General features: G+C 40.1%; 18 protein-coding genes, 11 tRNA genes and 1 rRNA gene. 21 read left to right on the forward strand and 9 right to left on the reverse strand.

Annotated elements, in window-relative coordinates; translation table 11 throughout:
- Positions 1 to 98: ribosomal RNA gene (gene rrf, locus OFY17_RS06855) — 5S ribosomal RNA — on the forward strand; the annotation flags it as partial.
- 870 nt (positions 99 to 968) lie between these two features.
- On the opposite strand, the gene OFY17_RS06860 is transcribed toward rrf, so the two are convergent.
- The 3 genes from OFY17_RS06860 to OFY17_RS06870 form a co-directional block, all read right to left on the reverse strand.
- The gene (locus OFY17_RS06860) at positions 969 to 2,546 is read right to left on the reverse strand and encodes an EAL domain-containing protein (RefSeq protein WP_263529993.1); all 1,578 of its coding nucleotides are present in this window, start codon (positions 2,544 to 2,546) and stop codon (positions 969 to 971) included.
- A gap of 135 nt (positions 2,547 to 2,681) precedes the next feature.
- The gene (locus OFY17_RS06865) at positions 2,682 to 3,380 is read right to left on the reverse strand and encodes a GIY-YIG nuclease family protein (RefSeq protein ID WP_263529994.1); all 699 of its coding nucleotides are present in this window, start codon (positions 3,378 to 3,380) and stop codon (positions 2,682 to 2,684) included.
- A 92-nt stretch (positions 3,381 to 3,472) separates the two neighbouring features.
- Positions 3,473 to 4,099: an O-methyltransferase gene (locus OFY17_RS06870; RefSeq protein WP_263529995.1), complete on the reverse strand. Its 627-nt coding sequence runs from the start codon at positions 4,097 to 4,099 to the stop codon at positions 3,473 to 3,475.
- 234 nt (positions 4,100 to 4,333) lie between these two features.
- Between OFY17_RS06870 and thrS the strand changes: the two genes are divergently transcribed.
- The 19 genes from thrS (at position 4,334) to OFY17_RS06965 (ending at position 14,478) form a co-directional block, all read left to right on the forward strand.
- Positions 4,334 to 6,271: a threonine--tRNA ligase gene (thrS, locus tag OFY17_RS06875; RefSeq protein ID WP_263529996.1), complete on the forward strand. Its 1,938-nt coding sequence runs from the start codon at positions 4,334 to 4,336 to the stop codon at positions 6,269 to 6,271.
- 8 nt (positions 6,272 to 6,279) lie between these two features.
- Positions 6,280 to 6,813, forward strand: coding sequence for a translation initiation factor IF-3 (infC, locus tag OFY17_RS06880; RefSeq protein ID WP_263529997.1), 534 nt, complete (start codon positions 6,280 to 6,282; stop codon positions 6,811 to 6,813).
- A 61-nt stretch (positions 6,814 to 6,874) separates the two neighbouring features.
- On the forward strand, positions 6,875 to 7,069 hold the full coding sequence (gene rpmI / locus OFY17_RS06885) for a 50S ribosomal protein L35 (RefSeq protein WP_263529998.1): 195 nt from the start codon (positions 6,875 to 6,877) through the stop codon (positions 7,067 to 7,069).
- A gap of 45 nt (positions 7,070 to 7,114) precedes the next feature.
- Positions 7,115 to 7,471 carry a 50S ribosomal protein L20 gene (gene rplT / locus OFY17_RS06890; protein ID WP_024023333.1) on the forward strand — a complete coding sequence of 119 codons (357 nt, stop codon included), beginning with the start codon at positions 7,115 to 7,117 and terminating at the stop codon, positions 7,469 to 7,471.
- Between the two features lie 130 nt (positions 7,472 to 7,601).
- On the forward strand, positions 7,602 to 8,597 hold the full coding sequence (gene pheS / locus OFY17_RS06895; RefSeq protein ID WP_263529999.1) for a phenylalanine--tRNA ligase subunit alpha: 996 nt from the start codon (positions 7,602 to 7,604) through the stop codon (positions 8,595 to 8,597).
- Between the two features lie 22 nt (positions 8,598 to 8,619).
- Positions 8,620 to 11,004 (forward strand): phenylalanine--tRNA ligase subunit beta, encoded by a 2,385-nt coding sequence (gene pheT, locus OFY17_RS06900; RefSeq protein ID WP_263530000.1) that lies wholly within the window; start codon positions 8,620 to 8,622, stop codon positions 11,002 to 11,004.
- A 4-nt stretch (positions 11,005 to 11,008) separates the two neighbouring features.
- Positions 11,009 to 11,305, forward strand: a complete 297-nt coding sequence (locus OFY17_RS06905; protein WP_263530001.1) for an integration host factor subunit alpha — start codon at positions 11,009 to 11,011, stop codon at positions 11,303 to 11,305.
- A 278-nt stretch (positions 11,306 to 11,583) separates the two neighbouring features.
- Positions 11,584 to 11,660: transfer RNA gene (locus OFY17_RS06910), tRNA-Pro, on the forward strand.
- Between the two features lie 14 nt (positions 11,661 to 11,674).
- A tRNA-Thr gene (locus OFY17_RS06915) sits at positions 11,675 to 11,750 on the forward strand.
- Positions 11,751 to 11,813: 63 nt separating this feature from the next.
- Positions 11,814 to 11,889: transfer RNA gene (locus OFY17_RS06920), tRNA-Thr, on the forward strand.
- A 43-nt stretch (positions 11,890 to 11,932) separates the two neighbouring features.
- A tRNA-Thr gene (locus tag OFY17_RS06925) sits at positions 11,933 to 12,008 on the forward strand.
- 40 nt (positions 12,009 to 12,048) lie between these two features.
- Positions 12,049 to 12,124, forward strand: a tRNA-Thr gene (locus OFY17_RS06930).
- 26 nt (positions 12,125 to 12,150) lie between these two features.
- Positions 12,151 to 12,226: transfer RNA gene (locus tag OFY17_RS06935), tRNA-Val, on the forward strand.
- 59 nt (positions 12,227 to 12,285) lie between these two features.
- A tRNA-Asp gene (locus OFY17_RS06940) sits at positions 12,286 to 12,362 on the forward strand.
- A 50-nt stretch (positions 12,363 to 12,412) separates the two neighbouring features.
- A tRNA-Val gene (locus OFY17_RS06945) sits at positions 12,413 to 12,488 on the forward strand.
- Between the two features lie 59 nt (positions 12,489 to 12,547).
- Positions 12,548 to 12,624: transfer RNA gene (locus OFY17_RS06950), tRNA-Asp, on the forward strand.
- Between the two features lie 154 nt (positions 12,625 to 12,778).
- A tRNA-Val gene (locus OFY17_RS06955) sits at positions 12,779 to 12,854 on the forward strand.
- Positions 12,855 to 12,913: 59 nt separating this feature from the next.
- Positions 12,914 to 12,990, forward strand: a tRNA-Asp gene (locus OFY17_RS06960).
- 186 nt (positions 12,991 to 13,176) lie between these two features.
- A complete protein-coding gene (locus OFY17_RS06965; RefSeq protein ID WP_263530002.1) occupies positions 13,177 to 14,478 on the forward strand; it encodes an OmpP1/FadL family transporter in 1,302 nt (433 codons plus the stop codon).
- Between the two features lie 66 nt (positions 14,479 to 14,544).
- On the opposite strand, the gene OFY17_RS06970 is transcribed toward OFY17_RS06965, so the two are convergent.
- The 6 genes from OFY17_RS06970 to OFY17_RS06995 form a co-directional block, all read right to left on the reverse strand.
- Complete coding sequence (locus tag OFY17_RS06970) at positions 14,545 to 16,119, reverse strand: putative bifunctional diguanylate cyclase/phosphodiesterase (RefSeq protein WP_263530003.1); 1,575 nt, start codon at positions 16,117 to 16,119, stop codon at positions 14,545 to 14,547.
- Positions 16,120 to 16,921: 802 nt separating this feature from the next.
- Positions 16,922 to 18,028, reverse strand: coding sequence for a DUF1513 domain-containing protein (locus OFY17_RS06975; protein WP_263530004.1), 1,107 nt, complete (start codon positions 18,026 to 18,028; stop codon positions 16,922 to 16,924).
- Positions 18,029 to 18,030: 2 nt separating this feature from the next.
- Entirely contained in the window at positions 18,031 to 19,089 is a 1,059-nt protein-coding gene (locus tag OFY17_RS06980; RefSeq protein WP_263530005.1) for an imelysin family protein, read from the reverse strand.
- Positions 19,089 to 20,474, reverse strand: a complete 1,386-nt coding sequence (locus OFY17_RS06985; protein ID WP_263530006.1) for a di-heme oxidoreductase family protein — start codon at positions 20,472 to 20,474, stop codon at positions 19,089 to 19,091. The genes OFY17_RS06980 and OFY17_RS06985 overlap by 1 nt, the downstream gene beginning before the upstream one ends.
- 65 nt (positions 20,475 to 20,539) lie before the next feature.
- A complete protein-coding gene (locus OFY17_RS06990; RefSeq protein WP_263530007.1) occupies positions 20,540 to 21,832 on the reverse strand; it encodes an imelysin family protein in 1,293 nt (430 codons plus the stop codon).
- A gap of 120 nt (positions 21,833 to 21,952) precedes the next feature.
- Positions 21,953 to 22,537 carry a hypothetical protein gene (locus tag OFY17_RS06995; protein ID WP_263530008.1) on the reverse strand — a complete coding sequence of 195 codons (585 nt, stop codon included), beginning with the start codon at positions 22,535 to 22,537 and terminating at the stop codon, positions 21,953 to 21,955.
- A 341-nt stretch (positions 22,538 to 22,878) separates the two neighbouring features.
- On the opposite strand from OFY17_RS06995, the gene OFY17_RS07000 reads away from it, so the two are divergent.
- Positions 22,879 to 24,057 carry a BaiN/RdsA family NAD(P)/FAD-dependent oxidoreductase gene (locus OFY17_RS07000; RefSeq protein ID WP_263530009.1) on the forward strand — a complete coding sequence of 393 codons (1,179 nt, stop codon included), beginning with the start codon at positions 22,879 to 22,881 and terminating at the stop codon, positions 24,055 to 24,057.
- Positions 24,058 to 24,242: the final 185 nt, after the last annotated feature.

Genomic DNA, 24,242 nt, shown 5'->3' on the forward strand with positions numbered 1-24,242 from the left:
CGTTGAACCACCTGATCCCATCCCGAACTCAGAAGTGAAAAGCGCCATCGCCGATGGTAGTGTGGGGGATCCCATGTGAGAGTAGGTCGTCGTCAAGCTTTAAATTAAGAGAAACCCCATCCTGCTAAGCAGGGTGGGTTTTTTTCGTTTATGTTCATAAAAAAGATAAGCACAATACTAGCGTGAGACCCTCTGCAGGATACGCATGTGAGAGTAACTCAACCTTCAGCTTTAAATTAAGAGAAACCCTATCCTGCGCTGTAGGATGGTTTTTTTTCGTTTTGGGGTGTTAAACAAGAGTAGAAAGCTTAAAACACAATGCTAGTGTGGGGCTCACTATAAGATATGCATGTGAGAGCGGTAACAAAGCTTTAAGCAATAGAAGCCCTGATAGTATATCTGTCAGGGCTTTTTTATGTGCGGAAGAAAGTGTCTGGAAGTTTAAATTACCTGATCGTCATGAAGGTTTTAACCATCTGCCTCCATCCCGAACTCAGAAGTGACCCTTAATTCGCCGCAGGCGCTCACCGTCGCTGATGATAGTGTGGGGTTCTCTACAGGATACGCATGTGAGAATAGTCCAACCTAAAATAGAAACAACAGAAGCCCTGATAGGGCTTCTGTTGTTTGAATGCCTTACGGTAAGCTTTTAATGTTGCTCTAGTGTCTATTTGGAAAAAAGTGCAATAAACTTAAAAGCATCACTCAGTGTAGGGTCACTATTAGATGAATGTTTGAAAGCCTTGCACATAATGAAACCTCAAAGGGTAAGTATCCTTAAGGTATAGGATGCCTTTCATAGTAAAATAGTTAGCTGGGTATACCTAGTTTTTAAGTTGGGGTACTGATCATGTATTGCGGTAGTTAAATTCTGTTAATACTTTGTCGCCCAAAGTAGTAATTTGGAATTGATGTGTCTCTACTGACTATACTTTTAAAGATTGCCAATCACTTATTGAATAAAGTGATTAATGTAATTCTGATAGTGTTTGAGGGTTATCTTTTAACCACTTTAATAGCTGGATTGATGGTAAAGCTCTACTAAAGAAATATCCTTGTGCGCTTTCAACGCCAAGCCTATTTATGTGTTCTAATTGCTTTTTATGCTCTACCCCCTCTGCAACTACATCCATCTTTAGTTCTCTTGCCAATGTAATTATTGATGTAAAAATTTTAGGTGTGAAGCTGTCTTCATAAAGGCTATCCATAAATGTTTTGTCTATTTTTAGTGTGTCGAAGGGGAAGCTTCGTAAAAAGTCTAAGCCTGAGTAGCCAGTTCCAAAGTCGTCGATAGATAAATTGATATCTAAGTTTTTAATGGCTTTAAATGTATTAATTGCGAGAGGAAGTTCTTTACTTGATAGAGAGTGGCTCTCAGTGATTTCTAAAGTAAGTTGTCCTTGTAGCTTTGGGTAATGTTCTAGCATATTTTCTAAAGAGTAAATAAACCCCTTGTCTAGCAATGTTGACCTGTCAATATTTATTGCTGTACGAATATTGTTTAATGAGAGTGAGTTATTTGTATAAAACTCTCCTACTTTTCTAAAGACTAGCCATGTTAGTTCATTTAGTAATCCTAATCGCCTTGCCGTATCTACTATGAATTGTGGAGAGACTTGATCATGGTAGGGGGATTGCCAGCGGATGAGCGCTTCTAAACTGCTAGTGCGATTTTCTTTTAATGAATAAATAGGTTGATAGTAGACATCGATAGAGCCCCTCTTAATTGCTTCGCGAATGCAATAGGTTAAAGAATGCCGATAGCCTGTAATAGCAAATTGTATAGAGAGTGACAGAAAGGTAAAAATAAGCCAAAGAATGAAGGAGAAGGGTATCAAGCTTTTTATATGCTCCCAATATAGGCTTGATGGTAGAGAGATGATTAGATTCATATCCCAGTCTTCCATGGAGATGTTTGTTTCTCTAATCATTGTTACGTGTTCGGGTGGGTGGTTATCGGATATCGCTAGTTTACCTAAGGTGTATTCATAGGGGTGATTAGGGAGTAGCTCTATGACATCCGCAGCGAATATTTCTGCGGATACTAGACCGCTTATTCCGAGACCTTCCTTGCCCTGATAGAAAGCAATGAAGGTTGAGTGTCCGATATTGTTGTAGGTGCTACTAAGAGAAACGGTTTTTCTACTATCACTTTGTATTATGCGCTGAACAATGGTCGAAAATATATGGAGGTCTTTTTTACCAGCACTGGAGCAATATACAATAAAGTCATCGTCAAAAAGCCCAAATTCTTTGAAGTTAGGTGATCTAAGGGCTTCAATTCGCAATTTTTGTATCTTTTTTTCTGTGCATTGGTGATTTGACAGTTCGATTGAAGCAAGAGAGCTTTTTAACTCTACAAATATAGAGTTCATTTTTGTGTTTAATGTGTCTTCAATAAGATGTTTTTTGTTATCTAGATCATAGATTAGGTAGATGTATGTGCTTAATAATATTGCGACTATAGTAATAGGGAAGAAGATTACCAAGTTTAAAAATAAATGCTTTTTCCGTTTAGAAAATAGCTCTTTTATATTGGTTATCATTCAGGTTTCCGTATAGTCATTTAGAATATATAACAAATAACATTTTTGTATATGTATTACTATATGGCTTTTGTATTGGTAATAAAAAAAGGCCTTTTTGTAGGCCTTTTTTTATTTGATAGAGATTGATTATTATTAACTCTTCTTTCTACGGAAAGCGGAATTTGCCGCTTTAGAAGTTAAATCTATTTTGGCCATAACCAAAGCCATTTCTTCTGCTTCAGCTTGCTGTTGGGACTTCAACTTCTGCTCACGTTCTTTTTTGGCTGTTTTTTCTGCCTCTTTAAGCATTTTTTGGATACTAGCTTTACTTTGAGGGCGTTTAGCTACTGCTTTTTTTTCTGGAATCTTCTCTGTAGGCTCTTTAAGTCTTTCTTCAGAAATTAGCTCTGCGAAGAGAGATTTTATATCTGGTTTTGCTGTGCTTTTCTTTTCTGGTAGCGCAATAGTTTTTTTGGCAGTAGTTTTTCTTGCTTTTTTAGGTTGCTCGGCTGTTGATACGCCATTTGCATCAAATAGTGCTTTCTTACCAAAATTTAGATTTACAGATTTTTCTGCAGTTTGCGCTATTTTGTATCCGCGTAAACTTTCACCGTTATAAATCGACAGGTAATCGCTTTCTAATTCATATAACTCTTTTTTATCGCTCGTTTCGTAAAGTTCTTCTACAGTAAAGGCTGCTGTGCCGTGTTCTTTAATATCATTATAAAGAGGGAAGTCTAAACCAACCTCCGTTGCTTCTACATATTGTTCAAAACGTTGAAAACCACTATTGAATGATGTGCCAATGTAGTGTTTTCCCGTGATGTTATTTGTGATTTTAAAAACGATCAAAAGTCGCTGCCTCTTAGAGTGTTTTTTAATAGCAAATAGCCCTCCATACCTAGGTTTAAAAAGCTAAGTTTGGAGGGTTATAAAAAGTTAAATTAGTGTTTTATGACGATGTTAAGTCCGTCACGTACATTTAGATGCACGTTTTCAACGCGTTTGTCTTGAGCGATGAATTGGTTTAGTTGGTTAACAGCTATGTCGCTGTTTTCTTTTGGGTCAAGGACTCGCCCTTGCCAAATAGAATTGTCGATGATGATTATACCACCTGAGGCTACAAGGGGTAATACTGCCTTGTAATAGTTTAGATAATTTCTTTTGTCCGCATCGATGAAGACAAAGTCAAATTGTCCATCTAGGCCTTCTATTGTGTCTAGTGCAGGACCAAAAATAGCTTTGATTTTATGGCCGTACTCACTTCGATCAAAAAAAGACTGTGCGAATTCTATCGCTTTAGGGTTGGTTTCACAGCAGATTAGTTCACCATCCTTGTGCATGCCTTCTGCAATAGAAAGGGCGGAGTAGCCAGTAAACATACCAATTTCGAGTGCACGTTTTGGTTGTGCAACTTTGGCAAGTATTTTTAGCGTACGCCCAATGGTTTTTCCAGATAACTTGTTTGGATAGCCCATATCAGAATAGGTCTTTTCGATTAACTCAATTAAAAGATCAGGTTCTTGTTGAGTGGTATCGATACAGTAATTATCTAGTTCTTCAGAATGCATAACGCTATATATTTACGTGTTTGTGAAACGGAAGGCAATTTTACTTGGGATACTGAGAAAGTCTATGTTTTAGAGTGATTAAATACATTTGATTTTAAAAAAAATTGGGATAATGAATTAGTAAAGAAATATTTAAAATTTATTCGCATGAAAAACGAAAAAATGATAGTTTGTCGCCTTCAATTTACATGTGCTCTTTGGTATGGAGCACCACTGACTCCAATAGGGGAAAAAATGCCTGTAATTACTTTGCCAGATGGCAGCCAACGTTCTTTTTCAAATTCTGTTTCTGTAATGCAAGTTGCCGAAGATATCGGTCCTGGTCTTGCTAAAGCTACCGTCGCTGGTCGCATTAATGGCGAGCTAGTTGATGCTTGTGAGCTGATTACTGAAGATGCAGAACTGAACCTCATCACTGGTCGCGACCCAGAAGGGATCGAAATCATCCGTCACTCATTTGCTCACCTTGTTGGGCATGCTGTTAAACAACTTTATCCAACAGCAGAAATGGCGATTGGCCCTGTAATTGATGAAGGCTTCTATTACGATATTGCCTATGAACGTCCTTTTACACCAGATGATTTGGCTGTTATTGAAAAGCGTATCGGTGAGCTGATTAAAACCGATTATGATGTCGTTAAGAAAATGACACCGATTGCTGAAGCTCGTAAAGCATTTGAAGAGCGCGGTGAAACCTATAAAGTTGCTTTGATTGATGACATGGACGAGTCTGTGACAAGTGTTGGTCTGTATCATCATGAAGAATACATGGATATGTGTCGCGGTCCTCATGTACCTAATACCCGTGTATTGCGTCATTTTAAACTTATGAAGCTAGCTGGAGCGTATTGGCGTGGTGACTCGAATAATGAGCAGCTACAGCGAATATACGGTACAGCTTGGAATGATAAGAAAGAGTTGAAAGCGTACCTAAGACGTATCGAAGAAGCTGAAAAACGCGATCACCGTAAGTTAGGTAAAAAGCTCGATTTATTCCATGTTCAAGAAGAAGCACCAGGTATGGTATTTTGGCACCCTAAAGGTTGGAGCCTATACCAGACTGTTGAGCAATATATGCGCGATAAATTGCGCGAAAATGACTACCAAGAAGTCAAGACACCTCAAATCGTTGATAGAGTGCTATGGGAGAAGTCTGGTCATTGGGGTAAGTATCACGAGAATATGTTTACTACACATTCTGAAAACCGTGATTACGCCGTTAAGCCTATGAATTGCCCTTGTCATATTCAGGTTTATAACCAAGGTCTTAAAAGTTACCGTGATCTACCATTCCGTATGGCAGAATTTGGTTCTTGTCACCGTAATGAACCTTCTGGTGCCTTACATGGCATTATGCGTGTTCGTAACTTTGTACAAGATGATGGCCATATTTTTGTGACTGAGGATCAAATTCAGCAAGAAGTGTCTGAGTTTATTGATTTGCTTCACGAAGTTTATGACGACTTTGGCTTTACTGAAATTATTTACCGCCTTTCTACTCGTCCAGAACAGCGAGTTGGCTCTGACGAGGTATGGGATAAATCAGAAAAAGCATTGGCGGATGCGCTTGATGCTGCAAAACTTGATTGGGAAGAGCTTCCAGGTGAAGGTGCTTTCTATGGGCCGAAAATTGAGTTTTCTTTGAAAGATGCCATTGGCCGAGTATGGCAGTGTGGCACAATGCAAGTTGACTTCTCTATGCCGACTCGACTTGGCGCTCAATATGTTTCTGAGGATGGCTCACGTCAAACGCCGGTAATGTTGCATAGAGCTATTGTTGGTTCGCTGGAGCGTTTTATCGGGATTTTGATTGAAGAAACAGAAGGGTCTTTCCCAGCTTGGTTAGCACCAGAACAGGTGGTAATTATGAATATTACCGATCGTCAGGCTGAGTATTGCACTAATTTAGAAAAAATATTGAGTTCTAAAGGCTTTAGAGCAAAACTTGACTTGAGAAACGAGAAGATCGGGTTTAAAATTCGCGAGCATACAATTCAGCGCATTCCATACATGGTTGTTGTTGGAGACAAAGAAGTTGAACAAGGTCAGGTCGCTGTTCGTACAAGAACAGGAGAAGATCTTGGAGTGATGAGTATTTCTGATTTTGAAGCTTTGCTTGAAAATCAAGTTGCTCACCGTAGCCGTAAACAAGAAGTGGAGATAGAGCTATAAAAGGTAACATGAATCGTGGACGTGCTAGTAGTAAGCAGCGTCCTCAAATCAACGAAAACATTCAGGCATCCGAAGTCCGTCTAATCGCGGCCGATGGAGAACAAATTGGTGTAGTTTCGATTGAGGAGGCGCTCAAAGCTGCTCGTGAGGCAAGCCTTGATTTGGTGCAGATTACAGACTCTGATCCTGTTGTTTGTAAAATAATGGATTACGGTAAGCATATTTTTGAGCAGAAAAAAGCAAAAGCTGCTCAGAAGAAAAATGCGAAACAAATTCAAGTTAAAGAAATGAAATTCCGTCCAGGGACGGAGGAAGGGGATTATCAGGTAAAACTCCGCAACCTGATACGTTTCCTTGAAGGCGGGGATAAGGCTAAGGTGTCTTTACGATACCGAGGTCGTGAAATGGCCCATCAGGAGCTTGGTATGCAACTTATGAATCGAGTCGCTCAAGACTTAGAGGAATATGGTTCAGTAGAACAAGCTGCGAAAATGGAAGGTCGTCAATTGACTATGGTGCTAGGCCCCAAAAAGAAGAAGTAATTAACATAACTTAGGTTATTGAAATTACATTAACATTAACGAATGCGAGAGTGGTTTTATCATGTCCAAAATTAAGTCACACAGTGGCGCATCTAAGCGCTTCAAACGTACCGCGAATGGTTTTAAACATAAGCAGTCTCATACTAGTCACATTTTGACTAAGAAATCGACTAAACGTAAGCGTCACCTTCGTTCTTTGAACCAAGTAGCGCAAAGCGACAAAGCGTTAATCGTACGCATGTGTCCATACATGTAAGTCTCATTTTTTAGTTTATTAATTTAATTAGTATAGGAAGTTATTATGCCTCGCGTAAAACGTGGTGTTCAGGCTCGTCGCCGTCACAAGAAGATTTTAAAGCAAGCTAAAGGTTACTACGGTGCACGTAGCCGTGTATTTCGTGTAGCTAAACAGGCTGTCATCAAAGCTGGTCAATATCAGTACCGTGACCGTCGTCAGCGTAAGCGTCAATTCCGCGCATTGTGGATTGCTCGTATCAACGCTGCTGCACGTATCAATGGTCTATCTTACAGCCGTTTCATTGCTGGTTTGAAAAAAGCAGCTATCGAAATCGACCGTAAGGTTTTGGCTGACCTTGCTGTGTACGAGAAAGAAGTTTTTGCTGCTATCGTTGAAAAAGCGAAAGCAAGCTTGGCTTAATTTCTGACGTAGCCTTAGAGTGGTTCGATCTTGAAAGAAAAACTTCTGAAAAGAACGAATGATTCAATGCAGTCTTTGATAGGGGGAGAGCCAGCGGTTCTTCCCCTATTTTATTTTTTGGAGTGTATAAATGGAAAACCTAAAGCAGATTCTTGCTGATGCGCTTGACGCAGTAGCGTCGTCTGAGAGTGAATCCGCGCTGGATGATGTACGTGTGCATTATTTAGGAAAGAAAGGTGCTCTAACCGCTTTGTTGAAACAACTGGGTAATGTTTCAGCAGAGGACAGACCTAAATTCGGTCAACTGGTAAATGAAGCAAAAAAACAAGTTCAGGATAAAATTACTGAGCGTAAAGCAGGCTTAGCAAAAGCCGCTTTAAATGCCAAATTGGCAACAGAAACGATTGATATTTCTTTGTCTGGTAAAGGCCAAGAAGTGGGTGGTTTACACCCAGTAACTCGTACTATGGATAGAATTGAGTCTTTCTTCCGTGGTATTGGTTTTGATGTCGCGTCAGGACCAGAGATTGAAGATGATTACCATAACTTTGAAGCGCTAAATATTCCTGCGCATCACCCAGCACGAGCAATGCAGGATACGTTTTACTTTAATCCTACGACGGTTTTGAGAACACATACTTCTCCAGTACAAGTACGTACTATGGAAACATCTCAACCGCCTATTCGTATTATTTGTCCTGGCCGTGTTTATCGTTGTGACTCGGATCAAACACATACGCCTATGTTCCATCAAGTGGAAGGCCTATTGATCGATGAAAACATATCTTTTGCTGATTTAAAGGGTATTTTACAGCAGTTTTTAAATGTGTTTTTTGAAGATGACCTTAAAGTGCGTTTCCGCCCAAGTTACTTCCCATTTACTGAACCTTCTATTGAAGTGGATATCATGCGTACAAACAGCAAGGGTGAAGAGTCTTGGTTGGAAGTTTTAGGCTGTGGCATGGTGCACCCTAAAGTATTGGAAATGTCAGGAATTGACCCTGAGAAATATACCGGTTTTGCATTTGGTATGGGTGTAGAGCGTTTTGCTATGTTGCGATACAAAGTAGACGACCTACGAATGTTCTTTGAAAACGATTTACGTTTCCTTAAGCAGTTCAAGTAACCCATCGACCTAGGATGTTTTTATGAAGATTAGTGAAAATTGGCTAAGAGAGTGGGTCAATCCAAACATTAGTAGTGATGATTTGGTTGCTCAGATTACTCTTGCTGGACTTGAGGTAGATGAGGTTACTCCTGTTGCGTCTGAGTTTTCTGGCGTAGTGGTTGGTGAAATCATCAGTGCTGACCCTCACCCTAATGCGGATAAGCTGCAAGTTTGTAAGGTGTCTGATGGCTCGGAAGAGTTTCAGGTAGTTTGTGGTGCACCAAATGCCCGTGCAGGCATTAAAATCCCATTTGCTAAAATTGGTGCTGTTCTTGATGGCGACTTTAAAATCAAGAAGGCAAAGCTTCGTCAAGTTGAGTCATTCGGTATGTTGTGTTCTGCATCTGAGCTAGGTGTTAGCGAAGATAATGATGGCATCATGGAATTACCTGAATCGGCAACAACAGGTGAAGATTTCCGCGTTTATTTAGACCTAAATGATCAAATTATTGATGTTGATCTTACCCCGAACCGTAGTGACTGCCTAAGTGTTGCCGGTCTGGCGCGCGAAGTAGGTGTATTGAATCAAGTTGACTTGACACCTGTGGCAGTGGCTCCTGTAGAGGCAACTATTGATGATGTGTTTCCTGTCAATGTTCTTGCAGTAGAGCAATGCCCTCGCTACCTAGGTCGAGTTATCCGTGGTGTAAATGTTTCTGCTGAAACACCACTATGGATGGTTGAAAAATTGCGTCGTAGCGGTATCCGTTCTATTGATCCAGTTGTTGATATTACCAACTATGTCATGCTTGAACTTGGTCAGCCGATGCACGCTTTTGATTTGGCGAATTTATCTGAGTCTGTTGTTGTTCGTATGGCAGAAAAAGATGAAAAGATTACCTTGCTTGACGGTCAGAATATCTCTCTACGTGAAGATACTATGGTGATTGCGGATGAAAATACGCCTTTAGCCATTGCTGGTGTCATGGGGGGAGAGGGTTCTGGTGTTAATACAGAGACTCAAGATGTTTTCCTTGAGAGTGCTTTTTTCACACCGCTTGCTTTAGCGGGTAAAGCGAGATCTTATGGATTGCATACAGATGCTTCCCATCGCTATGAGCGAGGCGTAGATGCGACTCTACAAGAGCAAGCAATTGAACGCGCAACTGCGCTTCTGCTTGAAATTGTTGGTGGTCAAGCTGGCCCTGTTACACATGCCGTTAATGAAGGGGCTTTACCTGAAGCGGCTGTTGTTACTTTACGTCGTAAGAAGTTAGATCAATACCTTGCTGTGTCTATAGATAAAGACCTTGTGACTGATATTCTGACGCGCCTTGATTTAGAAATGATTGAAGTGACAGATGAGTTTTGGAAAACCAAAGCGCCATCCCATCGTTTCGATATTGCAATTGAAGCGGATCTAATTGAAGAAGTGGCCCGTATTTACGGCTATGACAACTTACCATCTTCTATGCCTGAAGCGGCAGTGAACTTTACTGCTATCTCGGAAAGTAAAACGCCTATCCAGCAGCTGCGTTCTGTATTGGTTGCTCAAGGTTACCAAGAAGCGGTGACCTATAGTTTTATTGACCCTAAGTTAAGCAAACAGTTCTTACCAGAGATTGAACCAGTTCCATTGGCTAATCCAATATCTGCAGATATGGGTGTGATGCGCCCAAGCCTATTGCCAGGTTTGGTGAAAGCATACTTGCATAATCAGAATCGTCAGCAATCACGAGTACGTTTGTTTGAAACGGGTCGTCGCTTTATTGGCTCAGTAGAAGCTTTAGATGAGTTGGATCAACAAAAGCAAATTGCTGGTTTAATTGCAGGTAGTCGTGATTCTGAGGCTTGGTACCATAACTCTGAGAAAGTAGACTTCTATGATGTGAAAGCTCATGTCGAGTCTTTATTTGCTTTGAATGATGGTGTAACACCAAGTTACAAGCGTTCTGAGTGTGAGTTCTTACATCCTGGTCGTTCAGCTGATATTTTTGTTGACGGTGAATTTGTTGGTTTAATGGGAGAGTTGCATCCTCAACTAACCAAGGATCTTGGATCGAATCAGCCTCTTTATGTTTTTGATATCGCATTAGATGCTGTACTGAGTGCTACTTTACCTGAGTATAAAGCGGTTTCACGCTTCCCTGAGGTTCGTCGAGATTTAGCCTTATTAGTTGATCGCTCAGTACCAGTGAGTGAATTGGAGCGCGTTATTGCTGCTTCTGCTGGTGATGCTTTTAAAAGTGTCTTGGTTTTTGATGTTTATCAGGGTCAAGGTATTGATGAAACACAAAAAAGTGTCGCTTTGGGCTTGACGTGGCAGCTTACTTCACACACTCTTAGTGATGAAGAAGTAAACAACTCTGTTGAGCAAGCTGTTACTGCATTGTCAGAGCAGTTAGGAGCCGTTGTAAGGGGGTAATAATATGGGATCGTTGACTAAAGCGGACCTTGCTGAAAACTTAGTAGACTCTATTGGTCTAAGTAAGAAAGATTCAAAAGAGCTAGTAGAAGGTTTTTTTGATGTCATTCGAAGTACTTTGATTGAAGGCCAGCAGGTTAAGCTATCTGGATTTGGTAATTTCGAAGTTCGTGAAAAAAGTCAGCGCCCGGGACGTAACCCTAAAACAGGTGAAGAAATCCCTATTACCGCTCGAACAGTTGTTACATTTAGACCGGGGCAAAAGCTTAAGTCTAAAGTTGAAGACTACATGCAAGAGTAATTATCTTTTGTTTAAAAAAAGCCATCTTTTGTAGATGGCTTTTTTGTATCCATAGTATCAGCAAGAAGGCCATTTTTTGTTTTTCTATGTTGATGTTTTAACCATCAAAAGTAGCTATTGTCCTAAAGTAAAAATATATTCAGATCAATAGCTAAGTCAGTTTCGTTGCAAGATTCTCATTGCTTCATTAAATTGAAAAAAAAGAAATAAAACTCTTCCATTTTCAATTCGTTATAGTAATATACGCACCCGCTGACAACGACATAGTTGTGAGTTTTCGGGGCGTAGCGCAGCCTGGTAGCGCACTAGCATGGGGTGCTAGTGGTCGCAGGTTCAAATCCTGCCGTCCCGACCAAGATAATGAGAAATGCCGCTATAGCTCAGTTGGTAGAGCATCTGACTTGTAATCAGAGGGTCCCGAGTTCGACTCTTGGTGGCGGCACCATTAATTGGTCAAAGCTTTTTCTTAATTTAAGAGAAAGTAAAAAAAGATTTTGCTTATATTTAGGCCGCTATAGCTCAGTTGGTAGAGCATCTGACTTGTAATCAGAGGGTCCCGAGTTCGACTCTTGGTGGCGGCACCATCAACTGATGTAGACTAAATATTCGTAAACTGCGTACGGTAATGCCGCTATAGCTCAGTTGGTAGAGCATCTGACTTGTAATCAGAGGGTCCCGAGTTCGACTCTTGGTGGCGGCACCATCACTCTTTATTGAGTGAGTACAATTTAATTTAGCATTAAGCCGCTATAGCTCAGTTGGTAGAGCATCTGACTTGTAATCAGAGGGTCCCGAGTTCGACTCTTGGTGGCGGCACCACTTAAGTGGAAATTGTTAAATGAATTGGGTGTGTAGCTCAGTTGGGAGAGCGTCGCCCTTACAAGGCGAATGTCGGGAGTTCGAACCTCTCCACACCCACCACTAACTAAACAGTGGGCTCATAAACTTTTATAGGGTGAGCAAGAGTTTTAGATTGTGTTGGAGTGGTAGTTCAGTTGGTTAGAATACCTGCCTGTCACGCAGGGGGTCGCGGGTTCGAGTCCCGTCCATTCCGCCATTACTTATTTAAGCAGCAAGTAATAGGTTAGATAGAAAGATGCTTATTATGGGTGTGTAGCTCAGTTGGGAGAGCGTCGCCCTTACAAGGCGAATGTCGGGAGTTCGAACCTCTCCACACCCACCACTAACTAAACAGTGGGCTCATAAACTTTTATAGGGTGAGCAAGAGTTTTAGATTGTGTTGGAGTGGTAGTTCAGTTGGTTAGAATACCTGCCTGTCACGCAGGGGGTCGCGGGTTCGAGTCCCGTCCATTCCGCCATTACTTATTTAAGCAGCAAGTAATAGGTTAGATAGAAAGATGCTTATTATGGGTGTGTAGCTAAGTTGGATTAGATTCTTACAAGGTGCATAGACCATAGGGAGTTAAAACTCCAGATCGAGAGATCTAAAATAACTTTATTTTAAAGTAAAGCGGGTGTGTAGCTCAGTTGGGAGAGCGTCGCCCTTACAAGGCGAATGTCGGGAGTTCGAACCTCTCCACACCCACCACTAACTAAACAGTGGGCTCATAAACTTTTATAGAGAGAGCAAGAGTTTTAGATTGTGTTGGAGTGGTAGTTCAGTTGGTTAGAATACCTGCCTGTCACGCAGGGGGTCGCGGGTTCGAGTCCCGTCCATTCCGCCATTTTTACTTTATTCAAAGTAGCCTTTTATATCCTTTCCCTGATTTATTCTTTGAAATAATATTTCATAACATTAAATATCTATTTCTATCATTATCGCTTTGATAAAATAATACCCTTGCCTAGGTTAAATGGAATTAAATTAGCTTTCTTGTATTAAGCCCTAATAAAAATAATAAGGAGCTCATATGCTTGTTAACGGTTCGAAATACTTAAAACTTAGTTCTGTTGCAATACTGATACTTTCTTCTTCTCTTTCTCATTCTGCGGGATTTGCTTTAAACGACCACAGCGCCACAGCATCTGGTAGTGCTCTTGCCGGTGCGGCTGCGTCGGATACTGACATATCATTTAGTTACTGGAATCCAGCGTTATTTTTAAATACCACAAAATCGACTATCTATGCTTCTGGGGCACTTATTATCCCTAGTACTGAAGTGGAGGTTACAGAGGCTTCCACAGCTAGTGCCACAGGAGGTCTAGACCTTGGTACTGATACAGTCAGTAACTATGTGGACGAGACTTTAATCCCTGCTTTATATTTTGCTAGGCCACTTTCCGTGAATACAGTTGCAGGGGTCTCTTTGAATACGCCTTTTGGCTTATCTGGAGATTATGGTGATGATTGGTCAGGTCGTTTTCATGCAACAGAAAGTAGTATTCAAGATATTGCTTTAAGCTTTACTCTTGCTCATAGAATGAACCAGAAGCTCTCATTAGGAGGGAGTTTGCAGCTTCACCAAGCTGAGGTTGTATTAGGTTCAGCAGTAGGAAGTACTAATTCGGCTGCAGGTGGAGAGGGAACAGGTTATATTGAAGCTGAAGCTACTGGATATGGTTATAGCCTCGGTGTTTTATTTGAGCCAGTACAGGGGACTCGAATTGGCTTAGGCTACCGTAGTAAAGTAGACTTTGATTTTGAGGGCAGTGTCACTTATTCAGGAGTTTCCTCGACTTTAGCAGCTCTTGCGAGTCTTGAAGATACTACAGTAACTGATTCCTTAACATTCCCTTCATTATTAACAATTAGTTTAGATCAGCATCTCTCTAATAAACTTACTCTTGGCCTCACAGCCATGAAAACAGGTTGGGATGTGGTTGATGAGTTGAGGATTGACTACGATAGTAATCAGTCTGATTCCGTTGTGACATTTAGTTATACTGATCAATGGTTTTATTCAGCAGGGCTGTCGTATGATTATTCTGATAAGTGGGTTCTTCGAACAGGTGTAGCAGTGGATCAGTCGCCTGCTACGGACGAATACCGTTCCGCTAGGGCGCCAGATGGAGACAGATACTGGTTTACTTTAGGTGGAACTTACATCTATTCAGGAGATACCACCTTGAACTTCTCTTATGCTTATGTAGAAGTTGAAGATGTTTCTATAGCTAGAGGTGACGCAGACGAAGATAGCTCTCGTGGTAACCTCTCTGCGGACTATGAATCATCAGTTCATATTATTTCACTTGCATTAAACACAAGTTTCTAAAAACTAGTAAAAAATAAAAAGTCAGACTTGGAATACTGAAGTCTGCCTTTTTTGTTCTTGATAATACTAATAAACCATTCTTAGTTCTTTTGCTTTCTCATTTCCTTTTGCGGTCCAATCACTCATAGGGGAAGGTTTTCCGAAATAGTAGCCTTGTAGTGTATGGCAACCTAGTGCAATAAGTAGGTTTGCTTGTTCTTTTGTCTCAATCCCTTCTGCTACCACTTTCATATTAAGCGATTCAGCCAGTTGTATGGTGGATTTGACAATATCTATATGTCGTTGATCGTTAGGTAGGGGGCTAATAAAGCGCCTATCAATTTTTAATATGTTCGCCGGAATATCGATTAATTGACCTAAGGAAGCTTGCCCCGTTCCAAAGTCATCAATTGCGATTGAAAAACCATACTGAGATAAGCTTCTTAATCGTTTGTGTATCAGAGGGTTTGTCATCACAGCACTTGTTTCTGTTATTTCTAATTCTAGGAGGTCGCTTAACCAAGGCTTTTCATTGATGAGCGTCATCAAAAGGGCAAAGAAGGAGTCGTTCATTAACTCTTGGCCTGCTAGATTGAATGCAATAGGGATATGTATGCTTTCCTTATGCCATTCAGAGAGGGTTTTAACAATAGATATGACAAAGTTTTCAGAAAGCACTGGAAGTAAGCCAAGGTCTTCAGCAATTTTTATGAAGCTAAGAGGAGAGACGAACTTACCGTCTAGTTTCCAACGGGCTAAGGCTTCGAAAGAGCAAATTTCACCTCTTGAATTGACTTGAGGTTGAAGCCACATATCAAGCTCTTTGTTTTTTATAGCTTCGCTTAGTCTTAGTCCTAATTTGTGTTCTTCGATGAGCTTGTTTTCTAGATCATTATTATAGTAGGAGAAGCGCTCAGAGCTACTGGAGTTCTCTAAAGCCATTTCACAATGGTCGAGTAATACCTCTGCTTCACTTCCATCCGTGTGGAAGTAGGCGATACCTATTTGATAGTCCATATTGAGTATGTTTCTATCTAATTTTATTTGGCTAGGCAAAATCGATTGGATAAAAGTGGTTAAGTTTTTCTTGATCAGGTGGGTTTGGTTTAATTGCACAAAGCAAGCGAACTTAACACCATGTAAGCGACCTATTATGGCTTGTTCAGAAAGTGTGTCCTGAAGGGTATTGCTAAACTCCAGAATAACCTTGTTAGCAGCTTTTTTACCATATTGCTTGTTTAGGAGCTTGAACTGGCACAAATGCACAATGAACATAGCGCCCGTTAAATGGTGATTGTTTTTTTCAATTCTTTGATTAACTTGTCGGCAAAAATTTTGAAGATTGGGTAACTTAGTCAAAGAGTCGAAATGCGTTAAGCGGCTATTCGTTTGCTGTGAATTGTGTAATTTCTCCTGAATCGCCTTAAGTTGGGTAGTGTTTTCTAAATGTAAGGCATGATGGTTGTGTTTTGCTAGGTAAGCTCTATGGGAAGATATGTGAATATTAGGGTTACTTTTTAATGTGCATTCAGTGGTACCAGACTCCCATAATGTCTGATTGTTTTGATTGATAGGCACTATCCAGTCAGTAATAGAAGAGTGAGCAAATTGCTTTTTGTTTTTAATGGAAAGTAGTTTTCGAGCGAGTTTATTTACTTTCAATAAACGCCCACTTTTATCACATAAGATAGTGGGGGTTCCGGTATTTTCGAAAAATTCCTCATGAAGAGCGTAGTTAGTATTGAGCCTAGTGTTTAAAGACCGCATGATGGAAATGTTATTTTCTAAAATGTATAAAATTCTAGATACAGCGAATGAAAGGCTAACATTTAAGGTAATAAAAACGAGCAGCTGGTAATAAAAAGAAGACATAGCTTCGATATTAGATAGCAAAGGTTGTCCGTTGGTTACTAAATAAAATGGATAAATATTCAGTAACATTACAGCAATTGAAGCTTTAAGGTTAAATAGTAACCTAGTGATGATGGGTAACGAGTAAAGGGAAACTAAAGCATAATTTTGTGCGTAAAAATCATTACTAATAATCAAATGTAAAAAACTAACTATTAGAGTTAAGGTGAATATTATAGCGCTGGCTTTTGGTGATTTTTTGCTAAGGAAAAGTAATGCAGAAAATATAGCTAAATAGGCGGTATTAGAACTGAAGAAATGAAGTCCGTTGGAAATTACAAGACCATGAAGTTCTGATATGGCAAAAATGAATACTGTTAGGGAAAGTAGTATTCTCAAAGACCCTTCTTTAAAACTACTTTCGTTATCATTTAAAGCAAGCTTAGGATCAATTAAAAAAAATTCTTTTAGCGCATTTATCAACATTGTCTAACTTCTTAATTATAGAAAAGAATTGGGCGAATCACCTTGCTTATACTTACATTTACTTACATAGACACTACCTAAAAATAGATAGTTTGACTACGCTTTTGCAATGCATTAAGAGAGATTTTTACACTGAAAGGCATTTTAAGTGGTTGTCCCACAATATATTTGTATGTTTTTTGATCATGGTTGTGGAGCCGACTATTGGGTTATATCTCATTAATGTGCCTGTGCCACTGCTTAGCAAAAACTCATGTGAAGAGTCCGTTGGAGCTATACCACAAACGTCACGGCAATTTTTTAATCCTAGATATGTTTTTGAATTCACATCCCAAAACGCAACTAAACCGCCACGGGGCGTACTTATCGCTAGAATATTCCCCGACTTGTCAAAACAAACGCTGCCACAATACTGTTTAAACCGTATTCTTACATCTTCTGGCATCGATAAATATTTTATATCTGACCAACTAATATGAGATAAAGCTACTAAAGGTACTTGATCTCGAAGGTCTCCTTTATATTGAAAGCCTAATGCAGCTATACCGTCGCGATTAATATCTAGGTGCCTAATACTAAGCTGAGAATATTCCTTGGGGTGAGTTAATTTGTTAAGAGGTTGGCCGTTCTCTAAAGACAGATAAGTTAGGTTTGGCTCCATTGTTTCTCTGTTTAGAATTTCCCTATCGTTATTCGGGTGAGTTTTTAGCCCACCGTTAGCAATTGCCAAAGTATTCCCCTGCCACAAGATAGATTCGTGAGGGCCAATACCATTACTACTATATTCATGAATAATTTCTCCACTAGGCCATTGGCGAATAAATATTTTCCCCGCCCCAGATGGGTAGTGGTTTTCCTGAGTAATAAGGTTTTTGCCGTCATCTGAGAATGTTGCGTGTCCGTAGAAATGATGACCTTTCTGAGGTTCGATACGCTTTATAAGTTGAGCATCAGCTAGGTTATAAAAATGCATAAAATAACCTGGTCTTCGTGACACTATACCAATAATCGCTTTTTCAGGGTGAATGACGGGGGCATGTGCTCTAGCTGGAAGAGTATTTTTCCAAAGTATTGAGCCATTATCATCGATTACACCGAAATAATGCTTCTTTTCAGGAGTGGAAAAGGCGGAAGCGTACAGTTTTCTATTTGTCCCAGCACCTGATATCTCAGCCCATGTCGGTGTTAGGGTTAAAGCGGAACCCAGGGCGAGAAATGATCGCCTTGTTAACATGTTTAATCACCGTCTCTACTATTAAAGCCAATTTGAAAGCCAAGATTAGTCACTAAATTTGTTAGGTAAGACTGACTAAGAGAAATAGATTTTACCAGTGGGGTTGCCATGGTTACTTTTTCATTTTGCTCTTGGGTAGGTGCAAAAAAGTCACTTGGTAGCTGTAGGGCTAACCTTTGGTTTTCAATGAGTTGAGCCTCAAGCTTTTTGGCAAGTTCTGGTTGCGACTTTATTGCTATATCGAATAGAGAAGGGGACCCAGAATGATAAATTTTACGGTATGCTTTCAAGTTTTCATGGATGCTGTTTAGCGATAGGTCGCTCCGATAAAACTCAGCTAGCTTGAGGTTCTGGCGACCATGATAGCCAATTGGTGTTTCTAGTTTTGCATCTTTTACGGCGGACATATGTTCAATCCACTGTTGTAAAAATAATTCCATGGCTGCTTTTTCTTTATCAAATCCGCTGCCTTCTTCATCAAATACCCAGTCTTGAGCACTAGCGTTTTTCCATTGTAAGCTTACTTCGTTTGCACTTTCAGAATGGTGTTTAGTGACTCTCTTAAGTAAGTCACAGTGCTTCTGAGAGTTTATTGGGTCAAAGTCTGGGTGGTACAGTAAGCTTTCTATTGCTGTTAGACCTCTTACTGCAATACTGGCCGAGGTCCAAAATTTTGGTGCGTCCATTGCCTCAGTATCCGTTTGCGTTAGTGCTCTCAACTGCCTTTGAGTAATGCCTTTTTTATCAGGCCAGTATTCAAATGCGTAATATCGCATGAAATAGGTTACGGGGCCAAAATTTAACCATTGTATCTTCTGCCAATCCAGAGTGTTTTCTTTGAAGCTGTCCTTTGCTTGAGTAAGGGTTTGTGAGGATGGGGTGCTGCAAAAGGCATAGCTTGAATTCTGTAGTTTTTGAGCAGAGGCAGAGTAGTTGTTATACCCATTTTTAATGACGTGATTGACTATGCCATTAAGCGGCTCCTGCCATTCATTAGCGGAAGCTTGTATAGGGCTTGCAATGCTCATTGCTAGAAATATGTATTTAGAAAGCTGTTTCATTAAAGAGATTCCAGAAAATAGATAAGTTTGCTGCGTTGTGTTGATTCTAATTGTTTATAAAACTGTTGGCTTTGCTTCGCCTCGCCGCCATGCCATAAAATGGCTTCTTCAATTGTACGAGCTCTACCGTCGTGTAAAAAGCCTTTTCGTCCAGATACTTTCTCGGATAAGCCTATTCCCCATAAAGGTGCAGTGCGCCACTCATTAGGATGAGCAGAAAATATGGGAAAGCCACTTGCTAGGTCATCACCCATATCATGTAATAGCATATCTGTAAAAGGGTAAAAGATTCGGTTGTTTAATATTGGGTAAGTTGCATTACTGCCTGTTGTCATTTTCGGAATATGGCAAGCAGCACAGTTAGCTTGGTCGAAATACTTTTTACCTTCTAAAAAGTCTGTATCTCTTAAATTTCGCATCTTGGGAGGGGATGACAAAGATACGAAAAGATTAACCAGCTTAACTTGCTCTTTATCCGCTTCAACATTACCTAAGTGTGTGCTGTTTCCGTTTAAACTACTAATGCAGGCAACCTGATGTTCTGTACAATCTCCAGAAGGCGATCTTTCTAAAGGAGTAGATAAGCCTAAGTCGATATTAAATGCTTGTTGGTTTTGAACATTAACAGAAGTCGCTGTCGCTTTATAACCAAAACGACCAATCGATTTAGTGCCATGTTTGTTAGTTACGACCCAGTTTACTCGGCCGCTAATGCCGTCTTTATTGGAGTCTTCAGGGTCGGCATTTTTAAGAATGACATCATCTGGAATATTATCTAATAATCCCATGCCCACTAGAGGAGGTGACACGAGTAGTGCAATTTCTGTATTTTCTCCCAAGGGACCATAGTTAAGAGAGCTCCAAGATATTGACGGCTTGCGTAATTCGACAATAGTGCCATCCGCTAGCTTTTCTTTCTTTACAGTATAAGTTAGTTGGAAGTCGCCTTCAGAAGTAACTCCTTGAGAGTTGTGGCCTTGTAATTGTTTGCCATAAACTTCGTCACCCAAATTGGGGTATATGGTTTGAGGGTTTAACTCTTGATTCGGTACCTTTTGGCCAAATCGAACCAAAAATGAGGGGATACTAGAGCCATAAATATTTGGTTCAGGTGCATGGCCACGACCGTTTAGAATATGGCAGTTATTACACGAGCGAGTATTAAAAAGAGGCCCTAGTCCATCGCTTGCCGTTGTAGAGGAGGGAGATGGCACCCAAAATTTCTGAAAGACAGATTCGCCAATTTTAAAATTAAGTTTTTGTTCAACAGGAAGGCCACTGATTGGCTGGGAGTAATCGTTGGCAAATATAGGGGATTGTAAACAAATATAGCTGGCAAGGATGCCAGCTATATTGAGTACAGGGTGTTTAAAACTTAATCTCATAAATAGATAAATACCATTATTCGACTAAATATAACACCCTTATTGAGCTTGGTTAGCACTCTATTTTATTCAAATACGGCGCTTGGGTTGTCCAAACTATCAGAGCCTTCTAAAGCAATTCCTTGAAGATCTAATTCATGGATCACTTCTTCGATCACTCGAGTTTCGTTTACTAGTGAGTCAACGAAAGTTTGAACTAGTTGATTACCAACAGTGTTGTTAGTAGCAATAAGTACGTCAAAAGTTTGACCTTGTTCAGCAGCATCAACCATTGCTTGAGCAGCAGCTTCAGTTAGTTCAAGCTTAGCTTTCATTTCAACATCAAGTTTAGCATCTTGTTGAGATACTAGTTTAGATAGAGAAGGGCCTTTAACCCAGCTACCGTCAACGCGCTTATATTCACCTAGGTAAACATTTTTGATGCCTTGAGCGTCATGGTAGTGAGACCAATGAGTGTTATCTGAGAAACAGTCATGTTCTTCTTCTGGGTCATGTAGCATTAGACCAAGTTTTGTTCTTTCGCCGCCAAGCTCACCGTAAGCTAAGCTACCCATGCCTGTAAGCATAGTTGATAAGCCTTCTTCAGCAGACTGGTCAGTTAATGCGACGCGTGCTTCACCACCTTTTTTCCAGTTATTTGCCATTTCTTCAAGGTCTGAAATAAGAAGGTCAGTTGCTGCCACTAGATAGTCACGACGACGATCACAGTTTCCATTAGTACAGTTGCTTAGATCAAAATCTGTAGCTGGACGTTCGCCTGCACCAGGGTTTGTACCGTTTAGATCTTGTCCCCAAAGTAAAAACTCAATCGCGTGGTAACCACTTGCAACGTTTGCTTCTACACCGTCTGCTTCCTGTAAAGACTCTGCAATTAACTCTGGAGTTATATTTGTAGCGTCAACTTTTTCGCCGCCGATCATTAGAGTTTTAGAGGCGATAACATTGGCTGTGTAAAGAGGGTTAAGATCAGACTCAGTACCGTAGCTGTCTTTTGCTACGTAATCGATTAAACCTTCATCTAATGGCCAAGCATTTACTTTGCCTTCCCAGTCATCAACGATGGCATTACCAAAACGATATACTTCACTTTGTTGGTAAGGAGCGCGAGCAGCGACCCAAGAGGCACGGGCTGCTTCAAGATTGGCTTCTGTTGGTGCTGCTAAAAATGTATTGATAGTTGAGCGCAATTCTTTTGCTGTCACTAATGAGTCTGTGTAAACAGCTTCTGCGATATCTGCGTAGTGAGATACAACTGCATCAGCAGTCACTGTTGATTCACTTTTAACGCTAGCAGGACCACATGCAGTAAGTGCTGCACCTGCAACACAAATTGCAATAGGGGTTAACAATCGTTTCATTTTTTAGCTCCAAATATAAGTTTGCGCAAGCACGCGATATAGAGATTAATTTGTTTTTTCATAGTATTGGAAATAAAAACGATTATCAACAGCTCGATGGTCTGAATTACACTATCTTTGTTACTTTTTACACTGGTATTGGAATGTGTTGCCTGCGGTTGTTTCTAGGTCATATTCACAAGCTTTGCTTCTTAGTTGATCTTGCCCCTCCCAAGAGATGCTCATTGTTGTTGGTGACTTGTGCTTATAACTAGGGATAAAGCGATAGGCCGCGATTACATCAATGCTGCTGTTTGGCCCAAGCTCTACCGTTTGACCAATTAAGCGCTGGCGAGTTTCTTTGTTATAGAGAGTGTAATCTGTTGTGTATTCTTGGTCTCCATTTTCATGTGAGAAGTTTAACCAAATTTTTCTATAAGTCTGCGTTTCTGTTGTAGGGTTTTTAAAGCGCAGTTTAGTGTAAATAATTTGCGATCTAGATAAGCTTGACTGAGCGCTTTGTCCTACTTTGACATAATCTGACTTACTTTCTTGCCACGGCATCTTGGCGCCAAACGAAGCATCTACGATATCGATACTTTGTTTAGAAAAGTGAGTCTCGGCATAAGCAAGAAGGTCTTTGGCAGGTGCATATATGGTTAAAGGCAATATGCAGAGAATCATTATCTTGTGGAATTTACGTAATGGTGATTTTAGCTTAATCATTTGTATATCCTTTATAGATACTGTTTGTTTATACAGTACTGTATATAAAAACAGTATTTGTGTGTAGTCCTTTTTTAAAAAAAATATGATTTATTTTTCTTTAACTCTTGATTTTCACTTGATTTAAATTTTTTGATTAAAAAATTAAATAATGTTTGATTTTATTTATCGCATTGAAAAATATGGGGAAAATTGTGATTCCCACAGCCTTTTTCACGGAATGTGTGGACAAAGTTTAGAAACTTGTTTTTGTTAAGGTATTGCCTAATATGTATTCCTTTTGATGGATTTAATGTTCTGACGAACTATAATGCACCCTCAAAAATAGAGAGGTGTAGCTTGTGGATAAGGTAGATGTGGTAATTATTGGGGCTGGTGCATCGGGTCTAATGTGTGCAGCCACTTCTGCTTATCGTGGGAAAAAGGTTCTTGTAATAGATCATTCAAATAAAGCAGGAAAAAAAATATTAATGTCGGGCGGTGGGCGCTGTAATTTCACTAATATGGATGCTTCACCAAAGCATTTCTTATCCGATAACCCTCACTTTTGTATTTCTGCATTACGACGCTTCTCTTCTCAAGACTTTGTGGACTTAGTCGACCGACATGGTTTGGAGTATACCGAAAAAGCCCCCGGTCAATTATTTTGCCAACACACAGCAAAGGACCTCCTAAGTATTTTACTTACCGAAGTGGAGTGGTCTGGGGCGGAAATAAAGCTGAACACGCAAGTCAATTCCATTGAGTTTTTGAGTGAGGGCAAACTTTTAAAAACCAACCAAGGTGATTTATTGTGTGATTCCCTAGTGATTGCTACAGGTGGATTATCAATTCCAACTAAAGGAGCGACAGGGTTTGGCTATGAAGTGGCGAAGCAGATTGGGCATAGCTTATTGCCGACCAGAGCAAGTTTAGTACCTATTACTGTACAGCCAGACCGAAAAGAAACATTAAATGCTTTATCTGGAATTGCATGTGATGTGTCAGCGGCATCAAATGGCGTTAGCTTTAATGAGCCTATGTTGTTCACCCATCGTGGGGTTAGTGGACCTTCTATTTTGCAAATTACCAACTTTTGGCAGCCAGGTGAAGCATTACAAATTAATTTAATACCTGAGTTGTCGTTAGAAAGTTTGATGCGTGTTCGACAAGAATCCCCGAAAAAAAGCTACGAAGGAGTTTTGTCTACACTTTTAGCTAAACGCTTAATAGACATCATAAAGCTCGACTTTCCTTGGCTGACAGAGCGCTCGGCGCAAATATCTAATCAACAACTTGAAGCATTGTATTCCTCGCTTAGTGATTTTGATATTTCACCAAACGGTACAGAAGGATATCGTACTGCTGAAGTAACATTAGGGGGCATTAATACTAAAGAGGTGTCTTCTAAAACCTTTGAATCACAAAAACAAAAAGGGCTTTTCTTTATTGGTGAAGTGCTTGATGTGACCGGTTGGCTTGGGGGCTACAACTTCCAATGGGCATGGGCAAGCGGCTATTGTGCTGGTCAATATGTTTAACACCCTTAATCCTGCTTGTTAAAGCCTTTCGTAGCTTTGAGGAATACAAAGCTCAAGAGTAAAGTCTATAAGCAGCTTCTTTCCTTTCTTATTAACTTGTCCACTTCCTAATTGTTCTAGATATTCTATAAACCTTCCCTAGTGAGTTATGAATACTTTTTTGATCTTTTTTGCCACCAAGATTA

Origin of the sequence: Marinomonas sargassi, from assembly GCF_025716875.1 — a bacterium.
Taxonomy (GTDB): domain Bacteria; phylum Pseudomonadota; class Gammaproteobacteria; order Pseudomonadales; family Marinomonadaceae; genus Marinomonas; species Marinomonas sargassi.

Bases quoted from the DNA above. Each gene is read 5' to 3' on its own strand.
- OFY17_RS06860 (WP_263529993.1), bottom strand. From the start codon at position 2,546: ATGATAACCAATATAAAAGAGCTATTTTCTAAACGGAAAAAGCATTTA.
- OFY17_RS06870 (WP_263529995.1), bottom strand. From the start codon at position 4,099: ATGCATTCTGAAGAACTAGATAATTACTGTATCGATACCACTCAACAA.
- thrS (WP_263529996.1), top strand. From the start codon at position 4,334: ATGCCTGTAATTACTTTGCCAGATGGCAGCCAACGTTCTTTTTCAAAT.
- infC (WP_263529997.1), top strand. From the start codon at position 6,280: ATGAATCGTGGACGTGCTAGTAGTAAGCAGCGTCCTCAAATCAACGAA.
- rpmI (WP_263529998.1), top strand. From the start codon at position 6,875: ATGTCCAAAATTAAGTCACACAGTGGCGCATCTAAGCGCTTCAAACGT.
- rplT (WP_024023333.1), top strand. From the start codon at position 7,115: ATGCCTCGCGTAAAACGTGGTGTTCAGGCTCGTCGCCGTCACAAGAAG.
- pheS (WP_263529999.1), top strand. From the start codon at position 7,602: ATGGAAAACCTAAAGCAGATTCTTGCTGATGCGCTTGACGCAGTAGCG.
- pheT (WP_263530000.1), top strand. From the start codon at position 8,620: ATGAAGATTAGTGAAAATTGGCTAAGAGAGTGGGTCAATCCAAACATT.
- OFY17_RS06905 (WP_263530001.1), top strand. From the start codon at position 11,009: ATGGGATCGTTGACTAAAGCGGACCTTGCTGAAAACTTAGTAGACTCT.
- OFY17_RS06965 (WP_263530002.1), top strand. From the start codon at position 13,177: ATGCTTGTTAACGGTTCGAAATACTTAAAACTTAGTTCTGTTGCAATA.
- OFY17_RS06975 (WP_263530004.1), bottom strand. From the start codon at position 18,028: ATGTTAACAAGGCGATCATTTCTCGCCCTGGGTTCCGCTTTAACCCTA.
- OFY17_RS06980 (WP_263530005.1), bottom strand. From the start codon at position 19,089: ATGAAACAGCTTTCTAAATACATATTTCTAGCAATGAGCATTGCAAGC.
- OFY17_RS06985 (WP_263530006.1), bottom strand. From the start codon at position 20,474: ATGAGATTAAGTTTTAAACACCCTGTACTCAATATAGCTGGCATCCTT.
- OFY17_RS06990 (WP_263530007.1), bottom strand. From the start codon at position 21,832: ATGAAACGATTGTTAACCCCTATTGCAATTTGTGTTGCAGGTGCAGCA.
- OFY17_RS06995 (WP_263530008.1), bottom strand. From the start codon at position 22,537: ATGATTAAGCTAAAATCACCATTACGTAAATTCCACAAGATAATGATT.